The organism is Levilactobacillus acidifarinae DSM 19394 = JCM 15949 (assembly GCF_001434835.1).
Classification (GTDB): domain Bacteria; phylum Bacillota; class Bacilli; order Lactobacillales; family Lactobacillaceae; genus Levilactobacillus; species Levilactobacillus acidifarinae.
In genome coordinates this window covers 13,157-33,542 of record NZ_AZDV01000005.1, presented here as the reverse complement: position 1 = coordinate 33,542, position 20,386 = coordinate 13,157, and the positions used below count along the sequence as shown (strand labels likewise).

Sequence of the window (20,386 nt, the reverse complement as noted above, 5' to 3'; positions counted from 1 at the left end):
GTTAGGCTAATTCTTCTGTGTAGGGAATGGGTTTACTGTAGTAGTAACCTTGAGCCATCTTGGCGTTGTATTCTTGTGCCAGTAATTCGTCTTGCTTATCTTCGATGCCTTCCAAGACAAAGTCGAGTTGGTAAAGATCAGCAATCTTGCGCCAGGTCTTTAAACTTTCCATGAGTTCATCTTGACGGTGTTGGAGCCGGAAGTTTTGCATGGCGAACTTGATGGTGTCCATAAACGGCATAATCTCTTGAGTACGTTGACCCCAGGGATTGTCGGTGCCGACGTCATCGAGACTAAGCTTGATGCCAAAAGCCCGGTAAATGGCCACGTATTTTTGAAGTTCCTCTAAGCGTGGCGCCTCGGTAAGTTCAACCACCAGATTTAGTCCCTTGACGGACTTGGTCAGGTGAATCAGGTTACCAATCGTCAGTTTATCGGTAAATTGCTTACGGTTAAGGTTAAATGAAATCGTTGGATTGTCCCGGTGATCCCGAAAGATGTTGACGATTTCTTGATACGACAGTGAGACTTGTTGGTCCATCGGAATGCTATCAAAATTAGTGGGGGTTTCCCAGTAATCATGGCAATACGACCGCAGTAGGGGTTCGTAACCCATCAGCTTTTGGGTCATGGCGTTTACTTGGGGTTGGACAAAGAAACGATACATATGCATTAAAATCCCCTTTACAATTGACGTTAACGGTGCAAATATTCGCGACCATTATACCGCATAATCAGTAAAATAGTTGAATTATTCGTTAACCAATACAGCAAATGTGTAACGCTTTCTTGTCAAGAAAAGGCTTTCGGAGAAGAAATTCCGATTATTCCGATAAATGAAAACGGTTCATCATTTTGGGGTGAAACTTTCTTATAAAATGAATATACAGTTATACATATTCATATTTAGAAAAAACGATTAAGGACGGGCAGAACTAACGAAGTGGAAAAAAACGCTCCCCAGAATTTCGGGGAGCGTCGTTCAGCGACTGGTCGGGATTAAAGGTTTAGTTCGTAGGCCAGGCGGGCGTTATCTTCGTGATTTTCGGCGGGTTCGTCCACGTAGACCTTGCCACGGTGTTGGTACCCAAAGCTACTAGCTAAGCCCTGCATCCGTTGGTTCATGGCGTGGGTGTCGATGCGGAAGTTGCGAATGCCCTGTTGGTAGTATTGACTGACCAGGTTAGAGAGGAAGAGGGAGCTGAGATGCTGACCCGCAAAATCGGGACCAATTGCGATCCGGTGAATCGTCATGTAGGGGTCGACCGTGTTTTCCCACTGCCCACCGGTGATGTCGTGGTAGTTCGCATCGTCGGCCACGATGGTAGTAGCGGTTCCGGCAACCTGGCCGTCGACGATGAGGACCCAACAATTCTGGGCCGCAATGTCGCGCCGGAGCGTGGCTTCGTCGGGATAACCGTCTTGCCACTGGGGACTGCCATCGGCCTTTAACATGGCCTTGGCGTTGTCGATGATGGCCATGATGGCGGGTAACTGCTCGTGGGTGGCGCGCTTAATATACTTTAAACTCATAAATGAAACCTCCCTAAACAATCTATTTGGTTACTAGAATACCACGAACCGCGACCGTGGGACGAAAAAGTTAAGACTAAACACTTCTCTTGGGGCACCGGAGCAGGTAGACTAGGCACGACAAGAAAGGTGGGAATCCAGATGAAAATTCGTGAAGCAACGGCACGCGACGTGGCTGAGATTGCGCGAATCCACGTGACGAGCTGGCGGGTCGCTTATGCGGGAAAGTTACCGCGAACGGTGGTGGCCCAACACAGTTTGGCCCAGCGTCAAAACTTGTGGCAACAACGGTATCAAACGGATGGGGTGTTAGTCGCCGAAGATAACGGGGAGATCGTTGGGTTCATCGCTGGGGGTCCCCAACGACGTCACGCGGATCTGGAAGCACCGTACCCGCAGGAAGTTTACGGGTTGTACGTCGATCCCGCGCAACAACATCGGGGCGTGGGGTATCAGCTGTGGCAAGCGCGAATCGCCGAATGGTCGGCCTGGACCGTCGATTGTCTGGCGACTAATTCGGGTGCGCTGCGCTTCTACACCCGGCAGGGCGGCCAGCTGGTCCAAGCTGGCGAATACTTGGCGAACCAGCAGACCTTTCCTACCCGGGTGCTGGGTTTTCACCAGTCGGTACCGGAAGGGGACTAATTGGAAACAATTCATTTCAGTGCGGTTAAAAAAACTAGCGGAACGCCACCAATTTGCGTGGCGTTCCGCTAGTTATCGTTAAACCAGGAAACGGACTTAGTTGCCGGGGCGAGTGCCATCCGGATTAGTCGTCATCATCGTGATAGTCATTAAGCTTTTGGGCGGGCGAGATTTTGACGACTTGGTTGATTTGTGAGGTATCGTCGTTGCTACTGGAATCCTTCACCGTTGCGGTGTACTGGAAGGTCTGGATGTGGTCGTAGTCTTCGTCGGAGAGCCCAAAGTCGTATTTGACCGTGTACGTGACCAGACTCGTGCCGTTGGGACCGGGCGCGACACCCTTGACATCGGTGTCCATCCCGATGGCGTCGAGGTGGTCGTCGTGATAGTAGCCCTTGGCCATTTGTTTGAGCTCGGCAAAATCGGCGTTGGCGTCACCATTTTCGAAGAAATCGCTCATGGCGTCGCCGTCGTCATCGGTGGCGTCGCCCATGTCGCCGTTATCGGCCAATCCCTGGACCGCTGTGAACAGATCACTGAAGAAGTCGTCGGCGGTGCCACTATCGATCAGGTCGGGATAATCGAGGTTAACGGTGGTGCCATCGTCATGTTTCGCCACCGTTACGGTGTTGGTTTTCGCCGTCCCGGCTGACGAGACGTACTGGGCACTCAACGTCAGGTTGTCCGACCAAGGTTCGTCTTTGAGGGCGTAGGTGCCGTTGCCGTCAGCCGTCCCGATCTTCTTACCGTTCAGCAGGATATCGGACCCACTGGCGGTGTTGACGGTGACACTCACGGTGGTCAAGTCTAAGTCGTAGGCTTGATTACGGGTGATGTGGTAATCACTACTATTGGTAAGCTGATGACTTCCCACCTTACCACTGGCCTGCAGGTGATATTCCCCGGGGACCAGGGCGGTCAGCTTCTTGCGGTAATCGTTGCTGGTCGCCGTGGCTACCGTTTGATGGTCGAGCGAAATGACGGTGCCCCGGTGATTCGTGGTCACGGTCGGGTAGACCGGACTGACGCTGATCTGGTACTTGGGAAAGAGTAACCAGTGACGGCCGGTCGCCCGGTAGGTGAAGTTGCCGTCCTGACTGCTTCCACTGTTTAGCAGCTGAGCCTGCAACTGGTTGAGGGCTCGCTGGTGAGCGCGGTAGTAGCGGTTGAGGGGAATCAGGTTGGTCGTGGTTAATTTAAGGTCGGCACTGCTACTGGTCAATTCGCGGGTAAGGTGGCGGCCGCTGCGAATATCGGCAATGGCCCGGTTAAGGGTGGCCTCCTTAGAATAGTAGTGCTGTCCCCATACGATACCGGCGATGAGGGCGACCGCCACGATACCGCCCAGTCCCCAGAGGAGCTTGCGTCGCTTGGTCCACGGCCGGCGGGGTCGGCGGGGTTGCGGTGCTGGTGTGGGTGCTTTGGGCTTTGGGGCCGCGGTCTGGGTGACCTGATCGGCGGCCGCTTGGTCGGTTTTTAAATTGTAGCCACAGTTTTGACAAAAGGCATCGGTCGCCGAGACGGGGTGCCCACAGTGGGGGCAAAAGCGACTTTGGTGGCCGGTCGCTTGGTCGGTCGCGGGGGAAAAGTAAGGGGTCTGGTGCATAAACATGAGTGGGATACCTCCAAATTAAGAGTGGGGTGCGGCGGTGAGGGCCTCACCGTATAAACAAAGTTGACTAGAATCGGCGGATTGCGGTTGAATCTGGAGATGGACGGCGCCCAGATAGTGCCGGGTCAATAACAGAGCGTAAAGATGCGTGATCAGGTTCTCCCAGGCCGCTAGTTGGCTAGCTTGCGGGGCCACGGCACTTTCAACGAAGATGGGCCCCGCACTTTGATAACCCGTGGGGATGGTGGGACTCATGGTGATAATCAGGTGGCGCAGTTGGGCGCGTTCGGCGGTGGTCAGGTCCAGTCCAGTTACGGGAAAGGACAGGTCGGTTCCGTGGGGCACGACCTGGAAATCGTTGGCGGCGGTGAGGGCGGCCCCACACTGCAGACAGAAATTGGCGGTGGCTCCGTTGGCGTACCCGCATTGCGGACAGATTCGTTGGGTAACTTGTTTCACGTGAAACTTCCTTTCTAGATTAATCGTCCGGGGTTTCGAACTTCCCGGTCTGAGGATTATAGCTGCTGACGATGTCGTGAATCGTATCGTAACGGTAAACGCCATCGGGGTCGTTGGTGACCCAATCATAGGCCCGAACTTCGAGAACATCGGGGTGGGCTTCGTGGACCGTGTAGGTCTCGTCGCTATCATCGAAATTATACTGATCGTTGACTGCGGCGATGGCGTCCGCGTCCCGGCCAGAAAAGCTGGCGGCGTCTTGCCCCGTTTGCTCGTGAGAACTGGTCGTCTTGGATGCGGGCGTGGTGGTTGAAGAAGCCGTCGTAGCGGTGGTGGCTGAATCCGTCGTGGTCGTGGCTGCCGTCTGGGTGGTCAGATCAACATCACGGTGACGGTCGTTTTGGGCGATCAGGTTAACGGCCGTGTGCTTGGTGTTCCGGCTGCCGGTCAATTTAAAGACGTAGTGGCCGGGGAAAAACGGGCCGGCCGTGTAGGAGAAGTGGCGATTTTTAGCCGTGATGACTGGCGCCCCGTTAGCTAAGATCGTGGCGTCGGCCACGTTAGTTTGTAACCGCGGATGCATGGTGGTGACCCGTAGTTTATAGCGGGGAAAGATGCCGAAGGCGTGGCCACTGGTGACGACCTTAAACGTTTGATCCCGGGTGGTGCCGTTGGTGACCAGATCGTGACGCATGGTTTTAACGTAACTCGGGTGCGTGCGAACGTAAGTCAACAGGGGTTGGACCGTGTCGCTGGTCAATTTCAGACTGGGATCGTCGCTGATTAGGCTGCGGGCAAAATCGGCGGGTTGATCGTCCGTGATGGTGTCGGTGATGGTCGTGATTTGTTTGGTCCGACCCGCTTGACGGTGGTAAAAGACGCCCGCAAACCCCAGAACGACCAGTAAGGCGAGTCCCAAGAGACCAATAAGAATGCGTGAGAACCAGCGAGACCGGTGAGAGCGGTGGGCTGACTGCACATGCCGGCGGGCCTGTAAGTCGTACCCGCAATGTTCGCAGTAGCGACTATCGGCTCGCACGGGTTGGTGGCAGTGGGGGCAAGTTTGCATGAAAGACACTCCTTATCAAGGCACATAATTTTTTGATGGAATAGTATTACTAGTCAATTGACAACTGGATTCAGGGGTTGAAGTCCCAATAATCAATGGCGGGAATCTGATTTCATTATACGCTAAACCCCAAACGTTGGATGTGTGAGTTTGAGGGACAAATTGTGACATCAGCACTCGCTTATCCGCTAAATGATGGTCTTTGGGGGAGGTAGTTGATGCCGCTAACGTTTCGGCCAATACAAAAAAATCGGCGACCACAGACGCGGTCGTCGATACTGATGATAGCTTTAGAGTAACTGCTGCTTAGCGGCGGCCAACATCTCGGCCGTCTGATCGTTGAGCAGTGGGGGCAATTGGTCGAAATCAAAGTATTTTAGGTCCAGGGTCTCGTCGGTCGCCTGGTCTAAGGTGTGTCCGCCCACGGCTGCGACCTGATAGAGTTGGCAGATCACCTGAGTCACGTCACCGTTGGGGTAGCGGGTCTCGCCCTTGTCGAAGACACCTAGCGACCGAACGATTTTGACAGCGATGCCACTATCTTCCTTGTATTCGCGTACCATGGCCTGAGCGTAGGTCTCGCCGTATTCCAGGTAGCCCCCGGGGAGGCTCCAGTTGTGCGTGTCCGTGCGGAGGTTTAACAGGACCTGCTGGTGGTCGTTGAGCAGGATACCGCCCGCCGCGTTGAGAATGATGGGCTTGTGGCCCACCAACGCGCGAATTTCTTGAATGTAATTTGCCATAAACGTCCCCAACTTTCTTCCTATAAGTTATCCTTAGTCTACCCGGAAATTGGGGGAAAACCAAGCCATCTCACGCCAGCGCGGTTTGGCCACCGTCAACTTCCAATGCCCCAATTTTGGGGCTGGTCAGGCGGTAGCGAGTTCGCTACACTCAACTTAACCAGAGAAGGAGAGTGTGTCATTATGACCCGAGTTAACACGCAACACCCACAAGTTTATTTAGCTGGTCCTTGGTTCAACGCCGGGGAGCCGGAACGCCTGGCCCAACTGGAATCCCTGATGGACGAGTTACGGATCAGCTACTATTCACCGCGGCTGGACGGCATCGACTTGACACCGGACGCGACCGATGCCGATCGAGACGCGGTCTTCGCCGATAATACGGAACATCTGAAAGCGGCGCAACTGGTCTTGGCCGTGGTGGATGACTACGATACCGGGACCATCTGGGAGACCGGGATGGCCTTTGGTCGTGAGATTCCGGTCGCCTACTACGCCGAAACGCTTAAGGACGGGGTGACTTTCAACGTGATGCTGGCCAAGTCGGCGGTGGCCGTCCTTCAGAATCGCGACCAGGCGCGGATCTTTTTACAAGATCCCACGACGGATCGGTTTGCCTATCACGGGGCAATTCGGTAAGGTTTAAAATTTAAACGTCAACTTTACGGACGTCCCGGGAATTGAAAAATTCTTGGGGCGTCCTTTGTCGTGAGGTTGTTAAAAGTTAAGAAAGGTTAGACCAATTTACTAAGATGATGAACGAACTCAACGAGTTAGACAGGTTATTAACGTTACCAACTTGTAATCACACGGTTGGCTCATTCAATACCCGAACTGCCTGAACTTCGGGTGTCTTGCGGGGTGAATAACGGGGAATAGTTGGTTCGGCCATTAACCATTAAGGTTGGTTCAAGGGTGACAAGTTTGCGAGTCAACCAATCATCGGTTAAATTAGAGGCAACGTTGAAAAAGGTAAGTGGGTAGTCAAATAAAGGGATTACACAAAAGGGTGAATCTGGCTATGATAGGAGTATGAAAACGATTACAAACGATATTTTATAAAACGAGCCATTGAACTTCTTGGGGGAGGTTTCATTATGAAAAATTGGCATTTATGGAAGCAACGGATTTCCTATGGGGCAACCGATATGGCTGGAAATCTGATTTGGCAAATTGTGGGATTGTACCTCTTGTTCTACTACACGACGGTACTGAAGATTTCACCCGCATTTGTGGGGACGCTGTTCTTAGTGGTTCGGATCGTCGATGCCTTTGACGGCCTGTTCTTCGGTTATCTGATCGACCACACGCACTCGAAATACGGCAAGTCACGACCCTATTTTCTGTGGTTTGGGGTGCCGTTAGGCCTGCTGACCATGTTACTGTTCTTTAATCCCGGTTTTGGGGGCAGCCGGTTCTTCCAATTAGCGTGGATCTCATTGGTTTATACGCTGTTTAGTTTAGTCTATTCTGGGGCGAACACGCCAATTACCGCCATTTTGCCAGCCTTGACTAGCGATCCGGATGAACGAACCAATCTGGCCAGTGCGCGGATGGTGATGACTAATATTGGAACCGCTGTCATCGGGGCCATTTCGTTACCAATGGTGGCTAAATTAGGGGGTGGCAACGCCGAAATGGGGTGGTCCATCTGGGCCGTCATCATTGGGTTGGTAATTATGGCACTGTTCTTCCTGGCCTTCTGGAATTTGGAAGAAAACGACAACCTACCCGCCGAGGAAGCGGCGGCAGAGGGGACCAAGCTCAAGGGGCACCTGACCGTCAAAGAATCCTTACGGGGCGCTGCTAAGAACACGCCGTGGGTGATTCTAAGTATCGGGTTCATTATGTTGCAGACCTTCTGGGTCGTGCGAATGCAAACGGCCGTGTATTACCTGACCTACGTGTACCGGCGGACCGATTTGATTGGGGCCTTTAACGGGTTGATTATCATGGCGGTTATTGGGAATCTAGCCGTGCCGTTTATTAGTAAATTCATGAAACATCGTAACGTGATGATTGTGTCGTTGATTACCTTTGCGATTGGGGAAGCCATCATGCCGTTAGGGGTCGTGGCCTTGTTTGCGGGGATGATCGTGGCGACGATTGCCATGGGCTCGGCCTGGTCGATCTCCTTCGTGATGATTGCCGATACCGTTGAATACTCCCGGACCGAAATGCACATTGATGAACCCGGTATTCTGTCCTCCGTTCCCATGGTGGGGGCGAAGTTAGGTATGGGTCTCGGCGGCGCGTTAGCCGGTTGGATCTTATCCTGGGGGGGCTTTAACGCCGATCTTAAGGTGCAAGGGGCCCGAGCAGTGACCGCCATTACCTTTAGTTTTATCTGGTTACCAGTGATTATCGCGTTGGCCATCGTGGGGATCCTGCATTTCTATAACCTGGACGAAAACAAGGTGGCCGCGACAGCCCGGGACGCCGCCGCGAAGATTAAGGCGACCGATTCGGTACCTACTGAGGCGGTTAAACCGAGTGCCCCCCAGACGCCGGTGTCGGTCGCGACCGACGAGACGGACGCGACGGAATCGGAAACGACCGGTGCGGCTAAGACGAAGGATGACGACGATAACAACGATCTCGAAGCGGGGGAGTGAGCCACGATGAAAATCACGAAACAGACCTTAGGACAAGGCTCGAATGCCGTTAGGATCACGTTGTATCAGCCGGACGATATCGCAGACTTTCAGACGGCGCAAACCCGACCGTTAGCCATCATCTTACCGGGTGGGGGCTTTGAATTTTACTCCCAACGCGAAACGGAACCCATTGCGTTGGCCTACTTGGCTCAAGGCTTCTCGGCAGTGGTGGTGGACTATCGGCTGTTAAGCACCCCGCCCGTCTTGCCCACCGCGTTGTGGCAGATTGGCACCGTGGTTCAGCACTTCCGGCACCACGCGGCAGATTATCAGGTTGCCCCGGACCGGTTCGTCTTGAACGGATTTTCAGCCGGAGGGTACCTCGCGGCCGTGTATGCGGGACTGTGGGCCGGAGATGATATTGCCTATCAGCTGAGTTGTGCTAGTCACGATCTACGAGTTAACGCCCTGGTATTGGCCTATCCGGTGATTGGGTTACGGTTAGGTTGGCCTACTGACCAGAAAACCTGGCAGAAATTAACGCAGGGCTGGCCGGCACACGAAGCGGATCAGTTGGTGACGGGGCAAAACCCACCAACTTTTATCTGGGCCACCCAGACCGACGAATTGGTCCCCGTGACCAACACGTTAACCTACGTCCAAGCACTGAACCGAGCGGGGGTCCCGGTTCAGTCACGACTGTACGATCACGGCCCCCACGGACTGGGGTTGGCGCAAGCCATGACCGCGTTTCCCCAAAGCTTTAAGCCACAGGATCCCCAGTTTGGGGACGCCTACGTGCAACCGGACGTGGCGGAATGGTTTCCGGAAATGCTGGCTTGGTTAAAACGGCGCTGGCACTTAACCGCGTTTTGGCACGATCAATAAGGGATGGGGGAGATGAGCACATGTTGAATGAAACAACGACGGCCCGTTCGGTGGGCTATGCCGGTGAATTAAAACGCCTCCAAAGCCTTGCCGCGACGCAGACCGCTAACGGGGTAACTACCTGGCTCAAGGACCGGACGGGACACGACCAGCACACTTACGAGCCTTTGATCTGGAAAACCGTGGCGGGGTTACCGGAGAATCCACAGTTGAATGACGACTTGGTTAGTCTTCGCCAAGGGACCGAAACCTCAGGCCAAGTCGACTTAACCACGCACGCCACGAAGGTGACCATGCGACAAATCGTCGCCATGAATCGGCGGGTGCGGGTGGTTCGGATTGCCAGAGCGGATCAATTAGACGCCGAACACGCTATTCTCTACTTTCACGGGGGCGCCTACTATGGTGGGACGCCCGAAGACGTCACGATGGCCCTGCGGTATCTCGCGGAACAAACCCGCTGTGTCGTTTACAACGTCGACTACGCCTTGGCGCCGGAACAGCCTTATCCGGCGGGAATCTTAGATGGTTTGGCCGTGGCGGCAGCCTTGAAACCGCAGTACCGGCAGTTATCGGTCAGCGGTGATTCGGCGGGGGCCGCGATTGCACTTGGCGTTAGTCAGTTATGCCAGTCGATGGGCATTGGCCCCATTGAAAGCCACCTGCTCTTTTATCCTACGTTGATTCAAGGGTCGGACCACGCCGGGGAGTTATGGGACGATCGGCGAATTGAGATTGTCCCCACCCAGCGGCCGGCCCTCCACCGGTTCTATCAATTGTTTAAACAGTTAGACACGGTGATGACCCGCTACTATCTGAATGGCCAGGATTTAAACCTGACGGCGCCGTTATTATCGCCGCTGTTGGCGGACCCACAGTTGTTTAAGCGCACCAGTATCTTGGTAGGGGAATTTGATCCGTTTCGGCTGCAAGATGAGGCCATGGTCAACCAGCTAGGATTGGCAAACGGCGACGTGAACTATGTTCGTTACGGGGGCTTGAGTCACGCGTTTCTAAACTTTACGGGAAACATTCCGGCCGTGCAAGATGCGTTAGAGATGGCGGCTCGGTTTGTTTAAGCTTTAAGCCCGCTGGGACCGATGAGGGTCTTTGAAATTTGAACCAGGATGACTAGACTTTACCTTTGGGGGGGAATAACGTTGACCTTACACGATTATCATTTAACGTTAAACGATGTGGCGACGGACAAGCCAGAATATTTAGAAACGGTCTTTTCGCTAGGAAACGGGCACTTTGGCGTCCGGGCGAACGATCCAATCAGTGGCAATCCGATCGCCGGGACGTTGATCAACGGCTTTTATGAAGTCGCACCAATCTCTTACGGCGAAGGCGCCGTGGGCTATGCCAAACAGAGTCAGACCATTTTAAACCTACCCGATTTACGGCACCTCACGATCACCACCGTGAGTGGTCACCCGTTTACCACCAGTCAACGAACGGCGGTAAATCTGGATTTACGGACCGGGACGTTGACCGAACAGTATCAGGTTTCTTCACAACAAGGCGAGACCATCCAATTAACGGTCAAGTCCGTGATGGGACAAACGCAGGCTAATTATTGGGGCATCAGCTACACGCTTGCCGCGGATAGCTATAACGGTGCTCTGGTCGTCAGCAAATCAATTGCGGTACCGGCCGAAGCCGAAGACATTGCGTCCGCCGATCCACGGAAGACGCGTATGGCGGGAATCCCCGATTGTAAAACCGATTTTCCGGCGCCGGATTTACAACGGTACCAGATTAAGACGAAGCGTTCGGGTCAGGCCGTGACCATGTATCTGGGGATGACGGCCCCGCAACGGGGGACCCTGTTGAAGTACCGCGTCGATCTGGGCGATAATCAGCCGCATACGTTGTCCTATCAAGCCTACGTGGGGAACGTGAGTGCCAATAACACGATTGATCCGATCATTCCGACCATGGATCACACCTTTAAGACCTTAGAGGTGGACAGTCAGAGCTACTGGGAAAAGGTGTGGGCCCAAAGCGAAGTGACGGTCGACGGGCACGCCGAACTGGATCTTGCTATTCACTATAACTTGTTCCAGTTGAACCAGGCGGCCGGTCGAGACGGACGAACGGCCATTGCGGCTAAGGGCCTGAGTGGCTCCGGCTACGAGGGACACTATTTCTGGGATACGGAAATGTACATGTTACCGTACTTTATTTACACGAATCCCCAAATTGCGCGGCAATTACTGCTGTACCGTTACCAGATCCTCCCGCAGGCCAAACAACGGGCGCGCCAACTGGGAGTTGAGCACGGCGCCTTGTACGCTTGGCGGACCATCAACGGGGAAGAGGCTTCGGCCTTCTTCCCGGCCGGAACGGCGCAGTACCACATCGACGCCGACATCGCCTACGCGGTGGGGAAATACTACGAAACGACCGGTGATTTAGACTTTATCGAACAATGTGGTTTTGAAATTATCCTGGAAACCGCGAAGTTCTGGGCGGACTTCGGCGCCTGGCACCAGGTGGACGGCCAGCAACGTTTCGAATTTCTAACCGTGACCGGTCCCGACGAATACACGGCCTTGGTCAACAATAACTATTACACCAACCGGATGGCGAAACACAACTTTGAATTGGTGGGTTATCTGGCCCGTAAACTCGCGGAACGTGATCCTAACCGGTTGGCGGCTTACGGGGTTAAGCCGGCAGACTTGGCGCAGTACAAACATTTGGCCGACAGCGTCTATTTACCCTATAGTAGCGACCAACAGATCAACGCCCAAGACGATAGCTTCTTGAGTAAGCCCCGCTGGCCGAGTGACCGGATGACGCCGGAGCACATGCCGTTATTGCTGCACTACCACCCCTTAACGATTTATCGCTATCAGGTGGCTAAGCAGGCCGATACCCTCCTGGCCGATTATCTGTTCCCGGCCGATCTGACGTTAGCGCAACTAAAGCGCGAGTACCAGTATTACGAAGGGGTAACGACCCATGATTCATCGTTGTCCCGGTCAATCTTCAGTATCTTAGCGGCCCGGATGGGTGAACCCGAAAAGGCTTACCGCTACTTCATGGATACCGCGCGGATGGACCTGGTCGACCTGCAAAAGAACACGGCCGATGGGTTGCATCTGGCTAATCTGGGGGGCAGCTGGCTCGCCTTGATTGCCGGGTTCTCCGGTTTTTATCTTAAGGACGGGGTGCCGTTTATCAGTAACCATTTACCAAAAGAACTCAACCAATTAACTTACCGGATTCGCATTGGCGAAAGTCTGTTGGAGGTGGCGTTGAGTGCCCAGACCACCAAGGTTCAATTGCTGGATGGACCGATGTTGCAACTGAACGTTAACGGCCAATTGCAGACGTTGGACCACGAGACGGCCGTAGCGGTGACTGACGATTAGTGTCTAATTTTTGGTGGATTCAGCGCTTCCGGACTAATCCGGTCAGTAATGGCAATCATGCCGAGTCATTAAAGTAAGCAAAGACAATCCCGCTCGAAGCAGTGTGGATTGTCTTTTTGATTGCAGCGTTTGGCGTAGCTTTCAAAGTGTGGCATACTGGATGAAAACGCTTAAGGAAGTGCTGACATGATTCAAATGGTAACCAGTGACTTGGACGAGACGCTCTTACGGGCGGATGGGACCGTGTCCGCCGCGAACGTTGCGGCCATCAAGGCTGCGGCGGCTCAAGGGGTCATCTTCGTGCCGAACACCGGGCGGAGCTTTACCTCGATTCAACCGTTGTTACAAACGCTCGGCTTGGCCGATCAACCGGATCAATACGTGGTGTCTTACAACGGGGCCGCCGTGATTGAAAACCGCGGGAACCAGGTCGTCTTAACTAACGAAATGCCGTATGCTGAAGCTTTACGGACCTTCGACGTCTTAGCCAGTGTGCCGGATGCCGACGTGCACATTTACACGCTGGATCAACTCTACATCTACCGGCCCCGCGCCGATGATCGCGCCTACTTGCAGACGCGGGGCGTCACCTTCCACGAATTAAGCGACCGGGCGGATTTTGCGCAGTTCAAGACCATGAAAATCATGAAGGTGATCGCCATGCATCCGGACGCCCAAGTCCAGGAAGCCTTGCGCCAGAAGATCGAAACGACCTTCGACCACCAGATCAACTGTTCGTTGTCGTCGGGTATCTACGTCGAGGTCAACCACCTCGGAGTGGACAAGGGCCAGGCCACGTTGGCACTGTGCCGTAAGTTAAACATTCCCATCGAAAACGTGATGGGCTTGGGCGATAACGTCAACGATTTGGCGATGCTCAAGACCGTGGGCCTGCCCGTGGTGGTAGCCAACGGGGTGCCGGCGGTCAAGGCGGTCGCTAAATACGTGACCAAAAACGATTACGAGTGTGGGGTGGCCGAGGCCCTGCACCGGTTCATTTTAGACTAGAGTCTAAAAGACTAACTTAGAGGATTCAGCGCCTCCGGGCCAGTCAGAAACGGGCTGGAACGGAGTGGGCACGGCTTCAAGCCCACAGGTCAGGTCTTGAAGTCCGACCTTTGTCTAGGCTGGCAAGAGACGCCAGCCAACACAAATTTCACTCCTGAGCCCATTTCTGACTGGTCCTCCAGCTTATATGAGTTATAGCAACAACTAAACCGAATTTTTTCAACAAAGGGTAATAGATGAATATTTAAACCGGTGATTAAGTTTTAAGACATACTCTAATTTTTCCGTGAAAGAGTAATTTTGTAAAACTGTTAATATTTAGGGAGAGTCCAATGCGGGTTTTCCCTATTTTGGTGCCTGGTTAGCTCGTCCAAAATTAAGGATTGACAAGGTTAACCCGCTGCGGTATTCTATATCTGTAAGCGCATACAACTTAATAACGGCAAAAGCCGCCGACCTTGAGATGGTGCGTGTACGGCAGCTAAATCGATTTACATATTTTAGGAGGACGTTTCCATGAAGTTTGCTAAACAACTCAAAATGACGTTAGGCGTCGTTGCCATTGCAACGGGCGCCATGGCCTTGGCCGGCGGGTCCACTACCGCACAAGCCAAGAAAAAGACCACTACTAAGCCGGTCACGATTTACCTGACTCGGCACGGTGAAACCACGGGGAACGTGATGGGCCGGGTTCAAGGCTGGAGTGATTTCCCACTGACCAGTAACGGGTTAGCCGTTGCCAACAATCTCGGCCGCGGGCTGAAGGGCAAGACCTTTAAGGCCGCCTACGCTGGGAATCTGACGCGCCAAGAGGTCACGGCTAAGCACGCCCTGAAGTACTCCGGTAACGCCAAGGTCAAGGTCAACATTTCCAAGTACCTGCGTGAAGGCGGCTACGGGAGTTTTGAAGGGGACAGCATTGCCACCGATAACGCTCTGATCGCCGGGGTTTACGGCTACAAGAGCGGTGACGAAATGATGGCGAAGCAGGGGGCCAGCTACTGGACTAAACTCCAGGATGCTTACTACACCTTAGACAAGCAAAACAGTCAAAAGACCACGCTGGTTAAAGCCGACCGGGCCGAAAGTTCGAAGCAAGTTCAATCCCGGATGGCTAAGGAATTGAAGACCATCGCCAAGAACACCCAGAAAAAGGGTGGCGGCAACGTCTTAGTGGTCAGCTCAGGCATGTCGATCAACGAATACCTGGCAACCATGGCCAAGAAATACACTGGAGCGCCGTTGAAGAACGCTTCAGTGACGAAGTTAACTTACAAGAACGGCAAGTTAGCCGTTTCTGGACCGATTGGGTCACTGTACTACGTGGACAAGGGTGCTAAGTTAGCCAAATAAGTCCTTTAGATTAAAGAAAACCCGCTCACCGGCTAGCTGCCGCGGTGAGCGGGTTTTGTGTTATTCAAAATGCTTATACCGGAAATACTTGTACGCCAGCTTGCGTTGGAATAAGCGTTGCGACAAGCCGGACTGGTTAGCCAGTAACAGGTAGATGGCCAGGTAAATCAGCCCAAAGACCGCACAGAAGAGTAGCGCGATGAACTTGCTGTGTAAGTTGGTCATCGGGAAGATGACGTGTAAAACTAAGCCAATGACCAGCACGGCCACCACTAACCCCAGGTTGACCAAGATGATCTGGCCCAGGCTGCGGAGGTTGACGCCGTAGTACTTGCACACCACGTGCAACCCGCTGAAGAAGATGACCGCAAAGGCGATGCTGGTTGCCAGAATGGCCCCGAGTCCCTGGAAGAAGTAGACCAACGGAAACTGGAGCACCAACTTGACCAATAGTCCAATCAGTAGCAACCAGGACGCTTTTTTACTCATCCGCAGGGCCTGCATCACGGTCAAGATGTTGACGCCCATTCCCAACAGTAGGCTTTGCAGGACGTTGAAGCTCAGGTAGTGACCGCCCAGCACGTCGAAGTTAAAGAAGATGCCGTAGATCGGGTAGGACAACGCGCAAATCATAATGACGGCCGGCAGCAGGAAGAAGGTCAACAGGTTCAGGTTAGATTCGATGTCGCGTTGAATTCCCGTCATGTTGTCCTGCACGTGGGCGATTTTACTGGAGATCAACGGTAACGAGGTTTCTGAGATTGCCATGGCCAGCGACACGACCACCGTGGTGATCTTGTTTGGGTTGGCCGAGAAAATCGTGTAGGCGTACTGCGTGGCGTCGGCTGAGTGGTGCAACAGGCCTTGCATGATTTGTTTGAAAAACAACTGATCGACCAATTGGCAAATCGAGATGGCCGAGCCCACCAGGATGAACGGAATCGATTCGTACACGATGGTCCGAATCATGCTGAACAGGTCGCGGGTCGATGATTGCCGGTCGGACCCGACAATGTCGGCCGGGGCGCCGGAGCCGTGTAACCGCCGTAACAGATACAGGTAGCTGGCGACGGCCCCCACGAAGGCGGCGAAGGTACTGAAGACCACGGCTTCTTTGTAGTCGCGGCCCAGTACTTCGATGATCACGTAGGTCCCGACCAGAATGGCGATGACCCGGATGAACTGTTCCCAGAGCTGCGAGACCCCGTACGGTTTTAAGTCGGAATTCCCCTGAAACCAACCGCGCAAGACGCTCATCGATGGAATCAAAACGATGGCTGGCACCAGACTCCGCAGCGTCAGAATGGCACTCGAGGCCGAACTGACGGGACTAGTTCGCGCGATGGTCGGGGCTAAGACCCACAGAAGAATTCCGCAGAGGATCCCCGAAGCGAGCATCACCACGAAACCAATTTGGCCCACGCGTTTGGCGTTGCGGGGTTCGGATTTCCCGTTGAAGTAGGCGACCCGCCGCGCCACGGCGGACGGAAAGCCGGCCGTCCCTAAGGAAATGAACAGCGCGTAGGGCGTGTAGGCCGTGTTGAACAGGGCCTGAGCGGCGGTCTGGTGACTGGGCGAGCCAATCATGTACAACCAAGGAATCAGGTACACGATCCCCAGGACTCGCGAGATGATGCTCCCGAAGGACAGCCAAAAGGTTCCTGATAGAATTTTTTTATTCATTAAAGTTTTACTACTCTCTAGTTTAAATTTAGTGGCCGTAAATCGGCACTCGTTGTTTCATTTTAAGCGTCTGGCCACTAAAAGAAAAGGGGCAATCACCCGGGGTTAGGCAACCAACTTCAGGCCGATGGTCGCACTCAGAATCACGGCGACCCACAGCAACTTGCGCCAATCGCGAGATTCACCGAAAAATAGCATGCCGGTCAGCACACCGCCGGCCGCACCGATCCCGGTCCAAATCGCGTAGGCCGTCCCCATCGGCAGGGTTCGTAAGGCCAGTTCGAGGCCGCCGAAGCTGGCACTAAAGGCCACGACCATGGCAACCCATAAGAACCAACGGTGACGCTTAAGGGCCCAATTCATGAAGGTGACACCCAGCATCTCGCTGAGACCCGCCAAGATTAACCAGATCCACGCCATTAGGACTCACCGCCCGTCGTAACGGTCTGTAAGCCACCGATGCCCAGAATCAACAACCCAATCAATCCTAATTTGACCCAGCTAAAGGGTTCGCCGAAGAGCAGCATCCCCACGGCGCTGGTTCCTAAAGTGCCTAAGCCGACGAACACGGCGTAGGCCGTTCCGGCCGGGATGTGCCGACTGGCCGTGATCAAGAAGTAAAAACTTAGATAGACGGCAAGGGCGGTGAGGCCCCATTCCCATAGGGTGGTGGCGTGTTTAAACCCGATGACCCAGCTGACCTCGAAGAGCGCGCCGAGGCCGACGCGTAACCAATGTTTCATTCTAAATCCTCCTAAATCGCCAAAAAAGCCCGGGAAATTTTGTCGTGATGACAAAATCTCCCAGGCTTTTTCCCTTCCGTGTGCCGCAAATAGGTTGCTGCGGGGCCTTCTCTCGGACCAGACCGGCGGCGCCGCGGAACCCTAGAAAGCCAATTATGCGATTAATTAAGTCCCGTTAGCTTAGCACGAAATGGTGAAAGGGGCAAGTCAGAGGTTTTCATTTTTCGGAAATTAACGATTTAATGTGATTAAAATCACTAATTTTTACAATCGATTACATTGCGAAAAACTCGGGGCTATGAATCGTTTTCAGAAAATATAAACCCAATAAACGCCCTATAAATCAAAGATAGCGATGCTATACTAATCTCGATTCAACGAAATGTTTCCAGCCGTGGATTGGGTGCATTAGTCGAGTTTGTGTGGTGGGTAACGATAAGGGCCTTACAACCTTAAATGTACCCGGGAACTCGTTTAGGCTAAGTTGCAACCGGTTGCGCAGCACTTCCTAAAAATCAAGCAGTTTAAAAGGAGTTTGTTTAAAATGAAGGCTTTAGTCTTAACCGGAAAAAAACAATTAGCGTTACAAGAGCTGCCCACCCCAACCGTGGCGGCCAACGAGGTCTTAGTCAACACCGCCTACGCCGGAATTTGTGGGACGGACCGGGCGCTCTACGCCGGGCTACCGGGATCTGCCGACGCCGTGCCGCCGATTGTCTTGGGCCACGAAAATTCGGGGACGGTTGCCGCAATTGGTGCGGCCGTTACCAACGTGAAAGTGGGCGACCGGGTCACGGTCGATCCCAATATTTACTGCGGGCAGTGCGAGTATTGTCTGACCGATCGGCCGGAACTCTGTGACCACCTGTCCGCGGTCGGCGTCACCCGTAACGGGGGCTTGGAACAAAGCTTTACGGCCCCGGCGTCCGTGGTCTACCGGGTGCCGGATAACGTGTCGTTGAAGGCGGCAGCGACCACCGAACCCATCTCCTGTGCGGTCCACGGGTTGAAACTTTTGAAGCTGACGCCGTACCAGAAGGCGTTGGTCATCGGGGACGGGTTCATGGGCCAAATCTTCGCCCAACTCTTGCAGGCTTACGGTGTGCACCAAGTCGACCTGGCCGGCCGGAACGACCAGAAATTGGCTTTTAATCACGATAAATTCAGTGTGACGCGGACGTTTAACACTACGCGCGACACGTTACCCGCCGATTACGACGTGGTCATCGAGGCCGTGGGGTTACCGCAGACCCAAGAACAAGCCGTTGAAGCGACCAAGAAGGGCGCCCAAGTCCTGATGTTTGGGGTCGGTAAGCCGGACCAGACCTTCTCGATGAACACCTATGAAGTTTACCAAAAACAACTGACCATTCAGGGCGCCTTCATCAACCCGTACGCCTTTAAAGACTCCCTGGCGTTACTGGCTAGTGGCCAATTGGACGTCGAGTCGTTGATCAGTCACGAAGTCGGTCTCGAACAAGTCGAAGACGTGCTGAACGGCCAAGTCAGTGGTGTCAGCAAGGCCGTCGTCAAAGTGCAATAAGAAGAAGGGTTTAAAATGAAAGTTGAAGCAACTTCTGAGTCGTTAACGGCGCCCACAGCAGCCGTCTCGCAACGTACGATTTCGCTGGGAAAGGCCATCGCGTATTTCGCTTTTTCGCTGGTAATCAATTCGGCGGGTAACGTCTTAACGCTGATCACCAGTGCGAAGATCCACCCCTCGTTTTTAGGGGCGGCTTACTGGACCGCGGCCGAAGCCAATCTGGGGACCGCCTTTCACTGGAACCTATTTTGGGCGTTTCTGATTATGGGGTTCTTAACGGCGGTCTTAAACGCCGTCCTGATGCATAAGTGGAGCTGGAAACGGATCGCCGGCAATATGGTCTTCATGGTGCCGTTCTCCGCGTTGATTCAACTCTTCGAAAATTTCTTCATGGGCGACTATCCCAACCTGTTTAATGGGTTGCCGGCCGCGCGGAGTACCGGGATGGTGATCTTCTACGTGGCGTTGAACTTTCTGGGGGTGGCGCTGATTGCGACGGCGATTTCCATCTATCAGCGGGTCAACCTGGTCTTGCACCCGGCGGACGACTTGATGCAGATCCTGCGTTTCCGCTACTTTCACGGGCAAGCCGCTAAGGCCATGTGGGCGTCCTACATTCCGCCGACCCTGATGGCCATTATCGCGATTCTGGTGACGCGGCAGTTCACCAATTTCGGGTTGGGCACCGTCTTTGCCTTCGTGGCACAGGGGGGCATCACCGGGATTGCCGATAAGTGGGTCTTCCCGAAGTTGAAACACCAAGCCTTAGACGTCGGGACTCAGGAAACGAATTAAATGGTTAAACTAAAAATCACGCCTTCCAGTTGGAAGACGTGATTTTTGAGGTCACGACCGAACGGCGAGTTTGTGAATTGACGTTGCACCGTCCAACTAAACCTGATTAATCGAGGAAACGAGTGCCGAACCGGGTGAAAATCAGAAAAATCGGCCTAAAATGCACGAAAAATGTAATCGATTACATTTTGAATCTTAGCCGTTTTCTTGACCTTTTCACAAAATAGACAGGCCTGAAAAGGGGTAGGCAGGTGAAAACTCAAATGCTATGATGAAAGCGTTTTAAAGGTGATGAAATCAATCACGAACGCATCTTAAATTAATTCGGAAAA

At 53.5% G+C, this 20,386-nt stretch carries 19 protein-coding genes and 1 riboswitch; of the genes, 10 read left to right on the top strand and 9 right to left on the bottom strand.

The features are described from left to right. Position 1: 1 nt before the first annotated feature. Both FD25_RS02470 and FD25_RS02465 read right to left on the bottom strand, forming a co-directional pair. Positions 2–667, bottom strand: a complete 666-nt coding sequence (locus FD25_RS02470) for an EAL domain-containing protein (protein WP_057801005.1) — start codon at positions 665–667, stop codon at positions 2–4. Between the two features lie 332 nt (positions 668–999). Beyond that, entirely contained in the window at positions 1,000–1,533 is a 534-nt protein-coding gene (locus FD25_RS02465) for a GNAT family N-acetyltransferase (RefSeq protein WP_057801004.1), read from the bottom strand. Between the two features lie 141 nt (positions 1,534–1,674). Between FD25_RS02465 and FD25_RS02460 the strand changes: the two genes are divergently transcribed. Next, positions 1,675–2,178: a GNAT family N-acetyltransferase gene (locus FD25_RS02460; protein ID WP_057801003.1), complete on the top strand. Its 504-nt coding sequence runs from the start codon at positions 1,675–1,677 to the stop codon at positions 2,176–2,178. A gap of 124 nt (positions 2,179–2,302) precedes the next feature. Here FD25_RS02460 and FD25_RS02455 read toward each other — a convergent pair whose 3' ends face one another. The 4 genes from FD25_RS02455 to FD25_RS02440 all read right to left on the bottom strand — a co-directional run bounded on the left by FD25_RS02455 (position 2,303) and on the right by FD25_RS02440 (position 6,061). Beyond that, entirely contained in the window at positions 2,303–3,790 is a 1,488-nt protein-coding gene (locus FD25_RS02455; RefSeq protein WP_057801002.1) for a zinc ribbon domain-containing protein, read from the bottom strand. An 18-nt stretch (positions 3,791–3,808) separates the two neighbouring features. Next, the gene (locus tag FD25_RS02450; protein ID WP_057801001.1) at positions 3,809–4,249 is read right to left on the bottom strand and encodes a zinc ribbon domain-containing protein; all 441 of its coding nucleotides are present in this window, start codon (positions 4,247–4,249) and stop codon (positions 3,809–3,811) included. Positions 4,250–4,268: 19 nt separating this feature from the next. Beyond that, the gene (locus FD25_RS02445; RefSeq protein WP_057801000.1) at positions 4,269–5,318 is read right to left on the bottom strand and encodes a TcaA second domain-containing protein; all 1,050 of its coding nucleotides are present in this window, start codon (positions 5,316–5,318) and stop codon (positions 4,269–4,271) included. 290 nt (positions 5,319–5,608) lie between these two features. Beyond that, positions 5,609–6,061, bottom strand: coding sequence for an NUDIX hydrolase (locus FD25_RS02440; RefSeq protein ID WP_057800999.1), 453 nt, complete (start codon positions 6,059–6,061; stop codon positions 5,609–5,611). Between the two features lie 183 nt (positions 6,062–6,244). Between FD25_RS02440 and FD25_RS02435 the strand changes: the two genes are divergently transcribed. The 7 genes from FD25_RS02435 to FD25_RS02405 all read left to right on the top strand — a co-directional run bounded on the left by FD25_RS02435 (position 6,245) and on the right by FD25_RS02405 (position 15,290). Then, positions 6,245–6,700 (top strand): nucleoside 2-deoxyribosyltransferase, encoded by a 456-nt coding sequence (locus tag FD25_RS02435; protein WP_225428531.1) that lies wholly within the window; start codon positions 6,245–6,247, stop codon positions 6,698–6,700. Between the two features lie 458 nt (positions 6,701–7,158). Then, on the top strand, positions 7,159–8,676 hold the full coding sequence (locus FD25_RS02430) for an MFS transporter (protein ID WP_083484057.1): 1,518 nt from the start codon (positions 7,159–7,161) through the stop codon (positions 8,674–8,676). A gap of 6 nt (positions 8,677–8,682) precedes the next feature. Then, entirely contained in the window at positions 8,683–9,546 is an 864-nt protein-coding gene (locus FD25_RS02425) for an alpha/beta hydrolase (RefSeq protein WP_057800998.1), read from the top strand. Between the two features lie 20 nt (positions 9,547–9,566). Continuing rightward, the gene (locus tag FD25_RS02420) at positions 9,567–10,625 is read left to right on the top strand and encodes an alpha/beta hydrolase fold domain-containing protein (protein WP_057800997.1); all 1,059 of its coding nucleotides are present in this window, start codon (positions 9,567–9,569) and stop codon (positions 10,623–10,625) included. Between the two features lie 81 nt (positions 10,626–10,706). Continuing rightward, positions 10,707–12,929 carry a glycoside hydrolase family 65 protein gene (locus FD25_RS02415; protein WP_057800996.1) on the top strand — a complete coding sequence of 741 codons (2,223 nt, stop codon included), beginning with the start codon at positions 10,707–10,709 and terminating at the stop codon, positions 12,927–12,929. A gap of 186 nt (positions 12,930–13,115) precedes the next feature. Then, a complete protein-coding gene (locus FD25_RS02410; RefSeq protein WP_057800995.1) occupies positions 13,116–13,937 on the top strand; it encodes a Cof-type HAD-IIB family hydrolase in 822 nt (273 codons plus the stop codon). 516 nt (positions 13,938–14,453) lie between these two features. Then, positions 14,454–15,290, top strand: coding sequence for a histidine phosphatase family protein (locus FD25_RS02405; protein WP_057800994.1), 837 nt, complete (start codon positions 14,454–14,456; stop codon positions 15,288–15,290). Positions 15,291–15,350: 60 nt separating this feature from the next. On the opposite strand, the gene FD25_RS02400 is transcribed toward FD25_RS02405, so the two are convergent. The 3 genes from FD25_RS02400 to FD25_RS02390 all read right to left on the bottom strand — a co-directional run bounded on the left by FD25_RS02400 (position 15,351) and on the right by FD25_RS02390 (position 17,716). Continuing rightward, a complete protein-coding gene (locus FD25_RS02400; RefSeq protein WP_057800993.1) occupies positions 15,351–16,973 on the bottom strand; it encodes a polysaccharide biosynthesis protein in 1,623 nt (540 codons plus the stop codon). 105 nt (positions 16,974–17,078) lie between these two features. Beyond that, the gene (locus FD25_RS02395) at positions 17,079–17,393 is read right to left on the bottom strand and encodes a DMT family transporter (protein WP_057800992.1); all 315 of its coding nucleotides are present in this window, start codon (positions 17,391–17,393) and stop codon (positions 17,079–17,081) included. Further along, a complete protein-coding gene (locus FD25_RS02390) occupies positions 17,393–17,716 on the bottom strand; it encodes a DMT family transporter (protein ID WP_057800991.1) in 324 nt (107 codons plus the stop codon). Before FD25_RS02390 ends, FD25_RS02395 begins: the two co-directional genes overlap by 1 nt. A gap of 55 nt (positions 17,717–17,771) precedes the next feature. After that, positions 17,772–17,872, bottom strand: a riboswitch (guanidine-I (ykkC/yxkD leader). Positions 17,873–18,260: 388 nt separating this feature from the next. Here FD25_RS02390 and FD25_RS02385 point away from each other — a divergent pair. Both FD25_RS02385 and FD25_RS02380 read left to right on the top strand, forming a co-directional pair. Next, positions 18,261–19,259: a zinc-dependent alcohol dehydrogenase family protein gene (locus tag FD25_RS02385; protein ID WP_057800990.1), complete on the top strand. Its 999-nt coding sequence runs from the start codon at positions 18,261–18,263 to the stop codon at positions 19,257–19,259. A gap of 15 nt (positions 19,260–19,274) precedes the next feature. Then, positions 19,275–20,054 carry a DUF6198 family protein gene (locus FD25_RS02380; protein ID WP_057800989.1) on the top strand — a complete coding sequence of 260 codons (780 nt, stop codon included), beginning with the start codon at positions 19,275–19,277 and terminating at the stop codon, positions 20,052–20,054. Positions 20,055–20,386 lie beyond the last annotated feature (332 nt).